Consider the following 14,051-nt stretch of genomic DNA (forward strand, 5'->3'; position numbering starts at 1 on the left):
TTATGTATTACTTGTTTTTATTGAGTATTTTATAAAACACGTATTTTGAGTTTGAGAATATATAGTGAAAAGAGGGAGAAGCATGGATCTTGAGAAAAAGCAGCAGGCGTTCGAAGTAGCGTTGCGAGAACTGACCGGTGCGAATCCAAAATTGACCGAGGCATTAAGGAAGGACCATATCGATCTAAAAACGTTGACTGACATCGAAATCATCGAATTGTTTTGGGCGACTGAACTCTTCCCGATCTATGCGGACAAGAGCCAGCACACGCGACGCGCATATAAACTGGACCTCGAGTTCATCCTTAATTTTGTGATGACGAAGACAAACGGGTTAAAAGACCTGACCGTGCTCGACATCCATCGCTACCTATTCGAGGTGAACGAACAGTATGCCCCACGCACGGCGCAGCGGAAGAACCATATGCTCAAACGTCTCCTGACTTACCTCCACGTCAATCAGTATCATCTACATAATCTGGCCTTCCATGTGAAGAACCAACAGCGTGCGGAGATGCTCCGGCGTGAGGTCGATTTCGACGAGATCGAACGGATCGCCGAATCGTTTCGCTATACCGTCAAGCGGGCACAAAAAAAGGAGCTCATGGAGCTCCGCAATGAAACCATTGGATATTTGTTGTTAACGACCGGAATGCGTGCTTCAGAACTTCTTTCCGTAAAATTCAATAACGTGAAGCGGAATCAACATACATTCTACATTGAAGTGAAAGGAAAACGTGATAAATGGCGTCGAATCCCACTCACCGAGAAAACGAGTCATCTGATCAATCGACTACAAACACTCATGATAATTGAAGAGGAAGATTCGCCTTATATCGCTTTCAGTACCAAAAAGTCAGGAAAGGCTATGACATACGAAGCGCTACGTTTAATGACTCATAAAGCTGTGGAGTTCGTAGCAGCAGGGAATAGCAATCCCCCGCACTGGTTCCGCCGTGCGTATATCACTAAACTCCTTGCTGATGGCAATCCACTGATTGAAGTTATGCAATTAGTTGGTCACGAATCAATCAATACAACAAATCAATATTTGCAATCTTTAAACCAACTCTCAAGGTTGTCAAACTTTGAGCAACCGTTTGATTAATGAAAATTATTATTCGCATTTTTGTAAAACAGAATGTCATAGGTTAAGATAAAACTCTAATTCCCCACTCGATTATGAGTAAACTTATATCATAGAATGAAACTTAACTACATTAAGTAAATTTGATAAGGGGTCTATGAACTTGAGAAATTATTATGACGTCGCAAACAATTTAAAAGAAGTATTTAATTCAGAATCACGAAAGGAAAATACTTTAAACCTCCTCAAGGAAAATGATGATCTTTTTTGGGAATACTTAAACTTGTTACATTTGAGTGCTAACCAAATTTATCTAGATGAACAACCAGGAATGTCCTTACTAATTTTAACTACCAAGTTCGTTAATCATACCGCAACAGCTTATGAAGCACTCTTAAATTCTATGGTTGATGAGTTTTTTATATTGTTTCGTCAGAGTTGTGAAGTCAAGTGGTTAGCTCAATACTTTATAAAAAAACCTGAAAAAGAACATGCATGGCTGTCCGCTGAAAAAAACTATGTGCCCCCACGTGAAGTTCGAAAATCAATTGACGAGAATGATAGAATAAAAGAATTATACTCGTATTTAAGTAGTGGAGCACATCCCAAAACTGAATCAATTTCTCACATACTTAAAGATTACTTTGTAATTGGAGGAAATTATGATGAGAAATTCACGTATTACGCTTTTTTAATCATGGTTAAAACCATCGATGAGTTTATACTTGAGTTATTTGATATTATTTGTAAACAAAACGGGTTCAGTTTAGACGAGTTAAAAGTGAACGACTCAGAAAACCTTGAAGAAAATGAAGAGTTATTTATTTTAGCAATAGGACAATTTTCAATTCTATCTCAAAAACTAGACACATACGAAAAACTTGTGATGCAAATCGTTTAAAGATGTATTATTAGTATGTGACGGTTTGTCAAATTAAGCGCAACACTTCCTCGGTGAAGACCTCGTGTGCGGTTTTCCAGTTCAGGCACTTCCTCGGTCGCCCGTTGATCTTGGCGAGCGCGTCCGCGAGTTCGTCATGCGTGACCTTCGCGAAGTCCGTTCCTTTCGGGAAGAACTCGCGGAGGAGCCCGTTGGCGTTCTCGTTGCTCCCCCGTTGCCACGACGAGTACGGGTCGGCGAAATACACCGGCACGCCGAGCGACGCCTGAATGCGCTCGTGACCGCTGAACTCCTTGCCCCGGTCCGTCGTCGCCGTCTCGAACGTGCCGCCCGGGAAGGCGCCGTGCACCGCATGGATCGCCCCCTCCATCGAGGCCGCGGTGCGGTCGGTGATCGGCAGGGCGAGATAGAACCGGCTCTTTCGCTCGACGAACGTCGCGACGCACGCCCTCGATTTCCCTCGTCCGGAGACGACGGTGTCGAGCTCCCAATGCCCGAACGTCTCGCGTGTGCGCACCTCCCGAGGCCGGTCCGAGATGGTCAGCCCGACGTTGATGCGCCCGCGCGTCTCGACCGGCTTCCGGCGCTTGCCCTTCTGGCGGAGCACGGTCACGGGCACGTCGATTAATCCCGCATAGATCCAGCGGTAGATGGTCGAGAAGGCGATCTTCCCGTCGAAGAGCCGCCCCACGATTTGTTCCGGGGACCAGGTCGCACGCAGCCTCTCGACGATCGTCCGGCGCATACGGTCGTCGAGCTTCGTCTTGGCGCCGCAGTTCCCCTTCGACTTGGTGTATCGCTCCTGCGCGCGTTCGGCTGTGTAGCCGGGGTTCCTCCTGATCTCCCGCGAGACGGTCGAGGGCTGCCGCCCGAGCCGTCTCGCGATGGACCGGATGGACATCCCGAGCTCCAGATAGGTCTCTATTTTCACGCGTTCGGCTATGGTAAGATGGGTGTAGCTCATAGCGATTCCTCCGTCTGAATGTTTGTGTGGTAACTTCATTCTACACGAGGCCGTCGCTATGGGCTTTTTGCGTTCACGTTCAGGTGTTGCACTTAATTTTATAATTCATCATGTTTTAAAAAAATCAATGAAATATAGATTGGCAAAAATTAAGAAGTATCTAAAATTGTGGAGCCATTTTTTTAAGTTAAGTCTAAAAGATATTGACAATTTCATTTTAAATTAACACTAAAAAGTTATACACGATTATTTCATTTAAACCGACTGAACGAACTAAATTCGTATTCGAAATACCCGATCATCTCGAAATACCTAACACAAAGAAATTTGGAATTGTTGATTTTTAAGAATTTGGTATTGCAGAGACAGAGAACCACTAATGCAGACATCTGAGCCAGTCAGTTTGAAGGAAAAGGCTGTCAACTAGGATTGTATAAGATCTTATACAATCCTATCTAGAATCGCATCTGCAATTTGTACCTGTCCCTAGCTTAGAATGCACTCTTAGATTGCGAACTGAGAACAGAAGGTGGTCGAGGAGCGCTTCAGCCTTGACTATATGCCTTCTAAGATTTTCTTTGCACCAGCTCGGTGTGGAGCTAATTTTCGAAGGTGAGAAGGTCAATCGTCTTTTACTTATAAATCAGTTTTTTATTCAGTCTTAGTTCAAGATAGTATTCAATATGTTCAATCAACGTGGAAAGAGCGGACAACGTCTCCTGTTTGATGAACCTCTCGAGTTTGTTCGATCGGTGTCTCGCATATTTAATGGTCGACCGAAAGATTGAAACAATCATCGTAATCTAATCCGGCGTACTCCTTTCTTTCTCTGCTATAGTTCATATTGTTCTACCATCCCGATTATTTTCATCCCGGTCAACTTTCTTAACGTCTACTGGTTGATTCTGTTCTATCACCTTCAAAACATTTTGCTCCACGAGTGAACCCATCTTCTTCCTTTGAGCTACTCGGCATCTCGATGACAATTGAACCCCATGTCGCCTTTTCTTTTGCCGGTCCAATATTCCCTTATAGACACTGGTGATAGGCAGCGACGCGACCTTGAGTTAAATTTTCGGCTACTACCTCCACCTATTCGTTCGCATGTTTCTCGTTCAAGTTCCGAATGACGGATAGGAAGCCCAGCGCCCTTTTCATCACGTTGTTCTCGAGGATGTACGTCACGAACTTTTCCATATTGGTACCTATGGTACGCGCCCATATCCGGTTCTTCTACGGATTATGGTTGAGTATAGAGACGATGGTGGCCGGACATATGGTCGGTGTTCATTGCGAAGTGTCCGTCGATCCCTTCAGCCTTGTATCGAAGCGATTCTTCGTGATCCCGATTTTAAGGATGTCTGCAACCGATGACTCACAACGTCATAATCCTTTTTCCAATAGACTTTGAGTTACATGGTAGTCGGTGTATGTCACTATCAGATACCAAATATGGCATTTGGAGGTGCATAAATCAGAGAAGGTGAAATCTCGTAACCGTAATCAAGATTCGATAAAACTCTACTTACTAATTTTTAAACAAAGTTTCTATTTCAACTTATTTCGTACTATTTTGTCGTGTATTTTAAAATATCCAACTTTAATTTTCCATATTGTGTATTCGAGAAATCAGAAGCATTAGGATCAAATCCCAAGAAGAGGTTATATATCTCTTCTTTAGTGAATTCTTTCATTAATTCAATGTATAAAGGTGGGATATTTTCACTAGTCAAAGCTTTAGATTTAAAATAAATACCTTTTGCCACGTCTACTATATTTTCATGATTATACCTTTTAGTCAGCTCGAAAATTTTAATAGAATTAGAAATTTTCAACTCTTTATTTTGATCAATTTGCTCTTTGAATCTGAATAATATTTCTAAACTACTATCAGAAAAATCAACTGGGGGTGTTTCGAAATTGAATACAGCGTTTTCATCAAAACCCTCTATATATGGATTAATAATTCCACCGGCATAGGTACCTTTTAATGTCCTATTGCAATTTAAGCAACTTGGAATGAAATTGCTAAAGGTCAGAGAAAATAATGGGAAATGCGACTTTAACAAGAAATGATCTAAATCTGCTAGAATTGTCCTATCCAAATCATGAATGTTATTTTCGTTACAGTAAGGACATACTTTTAACTTCATCGCTCTTATTAATTCAACTCTAAATGGAGACATATGTTTATAGTCGAAAATGTCTTTACAACTGTTATTAAAGTCTAAAAAAACTTTAAATAAATCTTCTTTTAAAAATTTTTCAAAATCTTCATTGGTAGAAGTATGAATATTGAAATTGGATAGATTACATAGCAACGCAATTTGTGGAATATAGACATCAATATGCTTATTCTCTACAAGTGCCCAAAAATCGTACAATTTCTTTAAATAATTTTGTTTTTCTTCAGATCCTTCTTTTATTTTAAGACCTTCGTCATAAAGATCTCTAACTTTAAAGTACTCTAAAATATAGTATTTATTCTCAATTTCACTATCACCAATCGAATAATTTATTACATCTTCGATAGTTTGAGACAATGATAAACACTTCGATTTATAAAAACATTTACTGCTTTTCATCCAGTTTTTTAATATATTTTTATTTATCGCTATATCTTTTTTTATTTTTATAATTAATTTTTCTTTTAATTCATCAATTTTGGTATCATCGAATTCATTTTTGTTTATCTTTATCACTTCTATTTAAACCCTCCTTTATAAGATTTTTTAAGAATACATCATCAATTTTTTCGATTATATCTTTTGATTCCAATGTTCCATAATTCTCTTTTGCCTGATTAATCTTCTTGGTTGCAAACTCTCCTACCGGCGCACTCATAAAGAATGTACTTGAAATAAGATCATAAATGTTAGCAGCAAAGCCAAATTCAGGGTTTTGTATTTTGATATTTCCTTTTTGAGTTTTGTTAAAAGTATAAATATTCTCTTTTGGAAAGTCAGTAACTATAAAAGGTGAATGAGTTGAAATAATAATTTGAACACTTCCATTTTTTTTGTTTTTATCAATAAAATCAATTAAGTTGTCTAACAACTTTCTTGACCATTCTGGATGTAAGTTTATGTCAGGCTCATCTAAGATTAATATTAAGTCTTCATTTTTAGAATGTGTAAGGGCATTCAACACTGTAGCAAATAAATCTAAAAAAACTAGTTCCCCTTCACTAAAATTCTCAAATGTAAATTTCACAAAATTAGCATGAAACTCTTGCAAGTAACTAATTTGATTATAATACTCGAGCTCTTGGCCTGGTATTTTCAGATAATTTTTATCTCCAAAAAATTCTTCCGGTAAACTTTTGAATAACTCATAAACATCATTCATGTTCACACGCAAATTATTTCCCTTAATTTTTTTATTAAAATGATTTAATAGTGATAATAGGTAATCGATTTTTTCATTGATTATTCTTCCTGTAAAATTTAACTCATAATAATTATTAATACCTACATTCAAATAATCAGTGTTCAGCATAAAATAATTAGATTTTTCTCTGATTTGTAGTATTTCTTCTAATAGTATGTATTTTTCGTAATCACTTAAAATTTCACTATCCATATTTGTAGCCAAGTGCTTAATTGTTACTTTTTCTAGTAGCCTTAAAATAAAATATTCTTTCCTAAAATCAGCCTTTCCAAAAAATCTATCTTGTTTTTCTCTAGTATAAATTTTAGAAAGTTCAACGTTTTTATTATAATATTCTGTACTTAAAAATAAGAAATTATTCATGTCATGATCAATTTCGTTTAAATTTGCCTGATATATAAAAGCCAGGTATCTAGGATTATTTAAGTACTTAATTTTCTGTTCGACTCTTATTACTCGGTTTAAGTTTTCAACCACACTGAAATTTGATATTAGAGATAACACATCATTAAACTTCGCTTTCGGATAAGAATACTTTAATGCTTTAATATTCCCACCTCTATGAATTTTAGTTTTTTGAGTCCAAGACAACTTCGCTTCACTTCTGACATAATAGGTATTAATTGAATTAAATTTAGTACCTAAATCGATATCAAAACAATCATCATTTTTTTTAAATGCAAAATTTTTCATACCTTTTTCAGCATTCTTGAAATTTCTTATTTCTTTTACCATTGTGCCTGAAAAATAGTAACTATTTTCACGGTCTAATTGATAAACCATAAAATATTTACCCCTAGGAAAATGACTATTTTTTGTTTTTTCGTTAAGTCCTAATAAATCTAAAATACTTGTTTTCCCTACCCCATTCTTCCCTACTAATAAAGTACAACTATTGACCTTATTCCCCCAAAAATTCATTCTTTTATCCATAGCTTCATCGTTCAATTTATCAATACTCAATACATTTTCTTCAAATTTAATTTTATGACTACCGCTAAAGTTAACCTCTTGATTTATTATCTTTCGTCCAATATTTTTAACGTAAACATACATTAATTTAGGCATCATTATAGTCCTTTCATTTTTTACTATTTTTCGATTATCACTATTTTATATCATTAAATAAGAATTAATATATAGTTTATAGCCAATTATATTTACTACGCTTTCTCAATTTAAAAAGTATGCGCCGGCGCATACTTTACGGTATTTGAAATAAATTAAACGTTCTGTATTATATGAAATATGCTATATTTAGTGAAGAAGAGGTGATTAACATGGAGAACCACTCATCCTCCAATAGCCGCTCTCAACAAATCATTATTTCTCAAGCGGTTAATACGATAAAGCAACATGGTATGGAGGAGATCCTCCATAGTGTATCCATATTTGATATCAATGAATTCGTCGCATCGCTCTATCAAGAGCACTATGCGCTTGAAAACATTGAAAGTGCCTATAAAAAGATTCGCTATTATTCCTTTATGAAATTAAAACGAAGATGGGTGAAAACGGCCGTCCGTAATTATCAGGAGACGCGTGGTTATAATAAAGAACTTCGCGCTAAACATGACATGATTTCAGCTTATGTGAAAGTCGCAGGTCATGAAGGACTCTATAAAGAGTTTCACGTGAAAACGATTGAGGACTACATGAATCTCTGCATCACCGAGATTGAAGAGTGGGCCGAGGATCCGAACCAACTGATTCATACGTATCCCTATTGGTCTCAAAAAACCGTGAATCAAAAGACATCCACGTTGAAAACGGATGTTCTCATGATTTTAGGAGAAGTAGCGAAAGAAATTGATTCGACGCAACGGGTGGCGCATCACTCACCTACACTCGCTGTCGACATCCCGTTTTTCGGCATGTCTGATCGTATCAAAAACAAGACCGATCAACTTGATGAGAAGCTTAATGACGCGACTCAGCTCAACCTGGAGCTTCTGAACTATGACTCAGTTGTTCCGAAATACAAAGAAGGAGTGCCGCAAAATCTCTCCGTCTTGGTCAGTAAAGAGTTCATTCAAGAGTTGAATGGTAAAGTACCTGATCTCGACTCAAAAGACTTCGAGGCCTTCACCGAAATTTTGTCTTACCGTGATATCTCCTTCCAGACAAGTCGTAAAATCATCTTCCCGTTGGTCCAACTGGTTGAAAAGCTCTATGCGAATAAGAGCGGGAAAAGCTATGACCTGACTACGAAGCGACTGATGAAACTCGGCTACTACCGTGTCGCGGGACACAACGATGAAGGGGACTTCTTTATCCGCGGACTCTTCTCTTCCGTTACAATCAAGAATGCGACGACACTTGCAGACAGCCAAGTGATCGTCACCGTGACCGAGGAGGTCTATGACGATCTCCTTAAGCAGCAGATTGTCAGTATCTATGGGGAACAGATTGAACAGTTGAAAGGCAGCTTCGCTTATCACTTAGCGTTCGTACTTCAAAAGGAACGAATGGCTGCCATCCAGACAGGGGAACAAAGTCCGGTACGCCGTCATTGGCGTCAATTTACTTATTCGATTCGCTTCAATAAATCTCGCAAGTCGGAGAACTTACTAGAACTTGAGGCAAACCTTGACCGCATCAAAGAACACGAGTTCATTTTGAAAGACTGGCACCGCTCCGGCGATTACTATTTCTTCACGTTCTATCCGCTCGAATCATGGGAGTTATTGAACCATACAGACACATTACTCCTTTAATTAGAAGCAAATGCTCAAAAGAAGCCTTTTATAAACGGGCTTCTTTTCTTATGTACTGGTCATTCAGCCATTGTTTCACATGGAACATTCATGTATTATCTTATCTTTAGTGCTAGGAAAATGATTCAATATCGGCGATGATCCACTCACGTCACATCAGATTTCTAAGACCACATGCATCCTTCTCATTAACAACCCTTTTCCTAACACTGTGATATAAAGTCAATCGTACTAAAATGACACCTATATATCGTTTGGGAGATAATATCGACAACAAATCATTCTTACACATTCAACTTGGTCGTAAAGCATCGTACTGAAACAACATTATCGCTGAATTTGGTCGCGAATCGTCGTACTGAAACGACACCTCTATCAATTTGGTCGCAAATCATCGTACCGAAACGACATTTTCGCTGTTTTGGTCGCAAACCGTTGTACCAAAACGACATCTTTCACTTTTTTATGGATTTTTAAAAAAATTTAAAGTTGGCATTTCTTAAAAATGGTCGCAAACCATCGTACTGAAACGACATTTTTGATGGTTTTGGTCGCAAACCGTCGTACCGAAACGACACTTTCGTCAATTTGGTCGCAAACCATCGTACTGAAACGACATTTCCTTCTCTTTTACGATGAAAATTCTACTCTTAATAAGCTCATAATGGCTTGATTAAGCCGTTTCTCTTAATTTGGTCGCAAAACGTCGTACTGAAACGACACTTATTTTCCCCGTTAAAATGGCTCAACACCAACGCTTTTTTAAATTTGGTCGCAAATCGTCGTACCGAAACCGCACTTTGACACCACTTGGAAAGAACAAGATACTGAAAATAGCATATTTTAGGATAAGGGAGGTGTAGGAGAGATGATGGAGACGAATCGACATATTTTGGTCGCAAACAAGCTATTGGTCGCAATGAGCGGATTGACGCGTTGGACAAAGCGCGCAGATCACTATCGCTACGAGCAACATCACTATAACATCCCGGCCTGTTTCACAGCCTTCAAATGGACCAAGTCTCGAATTCGTCATATTCTCTCTATTCTCGCCTACGCTGACGATCAAGGGAAGATTGAATTCATCGAAGACCATATGGTCGCGGATTTTGCATGTACGTCGGTCCGCTCCTTACATAACAATTTGAAGATCTTCGAACAGAATGGTCTTATGACGGTCGTCCGTCACTTCCCAGGAGTGATCTCAATCCAATTGACGGATTACCTTGAAAACTATCGTGATTTGTTTGTAGACGGTGCTACGGTCGATTCGAAGACCGGGTATACGTCTGTTTGGCACGGTCTATTGTCCGAACTGATCGCACTCGATAACGTGAATACGTTACGACTCGCGCTACGGACAATCGTTCAAGTCGAAAAAGATGTTCATGTCCAGTCAAATAAACAGGCCATTCTGACCTACGATGAGATCAAAGGATTCCTTCCTAAATACTGTGGCCATAAACTCGCCATCCAAAAGATGATGTCTGGTCTTACATTCCTTCAGGTCTCGCTTGTCGAGGACAGTAAGCGTTTCTTGAACATGGTGAAACAAAATATTTCGCTCAAGAAACGGGTTCAAGACGTGACACGACCGCTCTTACTTGAAGTCCAGCTATCGGCTGCGCAAGACAGTAAGCAGATCAAAGAGAAAGATCGCACTGAAGTTCAGCTCCTTTGGTTCGAATTGCGCAAGCGAGTAGGGGAGTTCTTCGACTTTGACGCACTCAAGGTCACCCGTGACTCACTTTTCTCGATGAGCGATACATTCGGGGCCGAGACGTTCAAACAGGTCATCGAAGAGTTAAAACAAGCATTCCTTCATCACCGTGAGAACTTGGTCCACTCGAGTACCCATAAACTGTTCTTTGAGGAACCGATTTTCTATCTCCATCAACAACTAAAAGAGACCCAGGCAAAAATGGCTATCCTATGATGGTCTTTTAGTCGTGCACTTTTTTGAAAATATATATGAAAACGACTCATTTTTGCAGGTGGTTTCTGTCTGTGTGTTATTCGCAACTGTACCCTTAGACAGTCAATGGGTATCGACTGTCCTATTTTTACTTTTAGGAAAAAAATCAAAACGACTAACCACTTAATCAAGTATTCATCGAAGTAAATTATCTTTTGTTTCTTAAATCTCAAATCTTTATTGAAAGAAAAAAAGCCTTGATGAAAGAAACAGTACTCTCATTGAAGTTTCTCTTTTCACATAAACTGTCAGAGTGACTGGTATGACTAGGTTTGGAAGTGCTCTACCTTTTCTAATTCTATTAATCTTTATTTAACTCTCTATAATCTATTTATATTTCTTAAACTCAGAAGAATACGGTTTGTATATCTTCTTCTATTATTTAAAGTCAGATCCAACTATTGTAGACGTCAAGTTGATTTTGACACTTTTTGCTCGTTTGCCTTTTACACTTCTGCCGAAAACAATGATTTCCGGTTCCTCATCCGATGACTGTCGTCATCACTATGTATGATTTCGACGCGATGGAGTAAACGGTCCAGTATCGCAGTCGTGATGCCCTGGTCCCCAATCAATTCGCCCCATTGATCGGGACTTTTGTTCGAGGTCAGGATGATCGAGCTGCGCTCATAAAGGTGGTTGACGAGATGGAAGAAGAGATTGGCTTCCCGTTGGTCCATGGCCATATACATCAGGTCATCGATGATGATCAGGTCCGAATCTCGCAACCTTTTCAACTGGATCTTCGACTTACTTGAGAACTCTTCACTTTTTAACAGTTGGACGAGTTCGCCCATCTTGACGAAGTATACTTTGAACCCGTGGTTGACCGCCTCGATTCCCAGCCCCACAGCCAAAAACGTCTTTCCGACGCCCGGAGGGCCCAAGAGGATCAGGTTGTACTGTTGTTCGAGCCAGTTGAGCTGTTTCAACTGCTTCAGCTGTCGGGCGGTTAGTGCGGTCTGTTCCTCCAAATTGAACTCCGAGAGGGATTTGATGAACGGGAATCGGGCCCACTTCATTCGTCTCTCCAAACTTTTAGCGTCTCGTTTGGCGCGTTCATGGTTCGTGATGGCACTTAGAAATTCGATATACGTCCAGGAGGCCATTTCGGCCTCTCTCAAAATCTGTGGGAGGGCGTCAGCCGTCTCGGCGAGACGAAGTTGCCGAAAATCCTGTTGTAACTCGGAAACGCTTTGACTCATTTTGCCGTCACCCCTTTCAGGATGTCGGTGTAGGCTTGGATCGGCCTCGTTGCGACTTGTATCCCGGATTTCTTCGGACGTTCGGTATCGGGTTTTGGATCACACCCATCGTCCGAGAGGATCGCGAGATAGTGGACCACGTCTCGGAAATCGTTGGCGCTGAACAGACTCTCTTGCGAACACTTTTCCAGTGCCGTCGTTAAGTGATTGGGGTACATGGTCGCGACGTCCCTGATGATGTTGAACTGGTCACGTCGGTATCTCGGGTAACGCCTTGAGAGCTCACCCAGATAATCGGACGCGGCCTCTCTGTCCTCGAAATAGGCGAGGACTTGTTGCTTCAGTTCTTCGATTCCTTTGGAACGATCCCGAAGGTGGTCACGGTTTTGAATCAGTTTTCCGCTCTCTTTGCTGATCCGGTGGTCTGCGATCACGTTCCCCTCGGGAGACTCGCGGATCAATAATCGATCCTGATCGGTCACCTCGACGAATACCACCTTTTTCTTGGCCGATGAGTAGGTCCCGATTGGGACGGTGTAGCGGTTTGAGCGATAACGGATTGTGTTGTCCTTGCCGACGTTCCTTGCTATACTTTCCATATGGATACTTTCGAAAGAGAGTAGCGATAAGACCGGTTGTAAGTGTTGTTTTTCGACGGAGAACACTTCAGCTGGTCTTTTTTTCGTTGTCTGATGGACGTTATGATTTCCTGTCCTCTCCAACCATCTCATGGAACGGTCGTTCCAATCCTCGATATGCCGGTACACTCGGCTGTCCGCAAAATTCCGTTTGATGTACTTCACGACGTTCTCAATCATCCCCTTCGACTCCGGGTCGGCCCTGCGACATAGATGGATCCTGAACTTCCGTTCGTTCACATAGGCTTGAAACTCATTGGTCAATAGGACGTCACCTGCGTTCTCGTTGATTGCGATGAGGTGATCCTGGTCGTAGACGATTTCAGAAGGGCGCCCACCATAGAAGTGGAACGCATTTTCATGGCAGTGAATGGTGTCCTTGGTGGTGAACGGACGTTCTCTCCATTCCACATACTTCATCCGAGAGTGCGCAAGTACGAACGCGATGAAATAAAGCTTTATCGTTTTCCCGTCTTTAGTCCGTTGTCTGGTCTCACCCCAGTCCACCTGTACTTGCTTGCCCATCGGTTGTTCAGGGATGGCCTCGTAATGGCGGACGATCCTTTTCTTTTCAATCTGATAGACTTCTCGGATTTCCTTCACGTATGTCCTGACCGTGCTCGACCCGACCGAGAGGTCGGGATATCTTTCAAGTAACCAGTCATGTACTTGTGCGCTGCTCAAATGCGGATACTCCTCCAACCATGCAACGATCCAGTCCCGGTAGGCATCGAGCTTCTTCTTTCGTGAACAGGCTTTATCGTCAAATTCATGTAGGGCATCTTCATATGTCATCTTCAGATACTTATATACCGTTGGTCTCGATATTTTTAGTGCTGTGGCGATTTGAGCCACTTTCATGTTTTCCTGATACATTTGATGAATCTTGATGTGTAACACTAACTTTTCCTCCAAATCCATTCCCTCCAGATAAAATAGCCTCAACTAATCTATCGGAGTTCTGTTCTGATTTTTCGGCAATAGTGTAAAATCGTATCGAGCAAAAACTGTCAATTTTATTCTAGCGTTCACAACTATATAATGTATTTCTTCTTTAAGAGATTTAGGAATCCAATCTGTTCTTGTTCAATCAATTTCTGACAAGGCTACTCATAAACAAATGTATACAATTCGACGTCGAAACGTATACATGATCTATCGGCTAGTAAACATC

General features: G+C 40.3%; 9 protein-coding genes. 4 read left to right on the plus strand and 5 right to left on the minus strand.

Annotated features, from left to right (window positions below):
- Positions 1-82: 82 nt before the first annotated feature.
- Positions 83-1,108 carry a tyrosine-type recombinase/integrase gene (locus KNP67_RS14020; protein ID WP_214756867.1) on the plus strand — a complete coding sequence of 342 codons (1,026 nt, stop codon included), beginning with the start codon at positions 83-85 and terminating at the stop codon, positions 1,106-1,108.
- Positions 1,109-1,250: 142 nt separating this feature from the next.
- Positions 1,251-1,988 (plus strand): hypothetical protein, encoded by a 738-nt coding sequence (locus tag KNP67_RS14025; protein WP_214756868.1) that lies wholly within the window; start codon positions 1,251-1,253, stop codon positions 1,986-1,988.
- Between the two features lie 28 nt (positions 1,989-2,016).
- Here the strand turns inward: KNP67_RS14025 and KNP67_RS14030 are convergent, their stop codons facing one another.
- The 3 genes from KNP67_RS14030 to KNP67_RS14040 form a co-directional block, all read right to left on the minus strand.
- Positions 2,017-2,952: an IS30 family transposase gene (locus KNP67_RS14030; RefSeq protein ID WP_214756869.1), complete on the minus strand. Its 936-nt coding sequence runs from the start codon at positions 2,950-2,952 to the stop codon at positions 2,017-2,019.
- A 1,568-nt stretch (positions 2,953-4,520) separates the two neighbouring features.
- Positions 4,521-5,654, minus strand: coding sequence for a hypothetical protein (locus KNP67_RS14035; RefSeq protein ID WP_214756870.1), 1,134 nt, complete (start codon positions 5,652-5,654; stop codon positions 4,521-4,523).
- On the minus strand, positions 5,632-7,410 hold the full coding sequence (locus KNP67_RS14040) for an AAA family ATPase (protein ID WP_214756871.1): 1,779 nt from the start codon (positions 7,408-7,410) through the stop codon (positions 5,632-5,634). Before KNP67_RS14040 ends, KNP67_RS14035 begins: the two co-directional genes overlap by 23 nt.
- Before the next feature lie 293 nt (positions 7,411-7,703).
- Between KNP67_RS14040 and KNP67_RS14045 the strand changes: the two genes are divergently transcribed.
- A complete protein-coding gene (locus tag KNP67_RS14045; protein ID WP_214756872.1) occupies positions 7,704-9,059 on the plus strand; it encodes a hypothetical protein in 1,356 nt (451 codons plus the stop codon).
- Positions 9,060-9,927: 868 nt separating this feature from the next.
- Positions 9,928-10,995 (plus strand): hypothetical protein, encoded by a 1,068-nt coding sequence (locus KNP67_RS14050; protein WP_214756873.1) that lies wholly within the window; start codon positions 9,928-9,930, stop codon positions 10,993-10,995.
- Between the two features lie 485 nt (positions 10,996-11,480).
- Here the strand turns inward: KNP67_RS14050 and istB are convergent, their stop codons facing one another.
- Both istB and istA read right to left on the minus strand, forming a co-directional pair.
- On the minus strand, positions 11,481-12,239 hold the full coding sequence (istB, locus tag KNP67_RS14055) for an IS21-like element helper ATPase IstB (protein WP_214756875.1): 759 nt from the start codon (positions 12,237-12,239) through the stop codon (positions 11,481-11,483).
- Positions 12,236-13,777 (minus strand): IS21 family transposase, encoded by a 1,542-nt coding sequence (gene istA, locus KNP67_RS14060; protein ID WP_214756883.1) that lies wholly within the window; start codon positions 13,775-13,777, stop codon positions 12,236-12,238. The genes istB and istA overlap by 4 nt, the downstream gene beginning before the upstream one ends.
- Positions 13,778-14,051 lie beyond the last annotated feature (274 nt).

Source organism: Exiguobacterium sp. s157, from assembly GCF_018618205.1.
In the GTDB taxonomy this organism is placed as follows: domain Bacteria; phylum Bacillota; class Bacilli; order Exiguobacteriales; family Exiguobacteriaceae; genus Exiguobacterium; species Exiguobacterium chiriqhucha.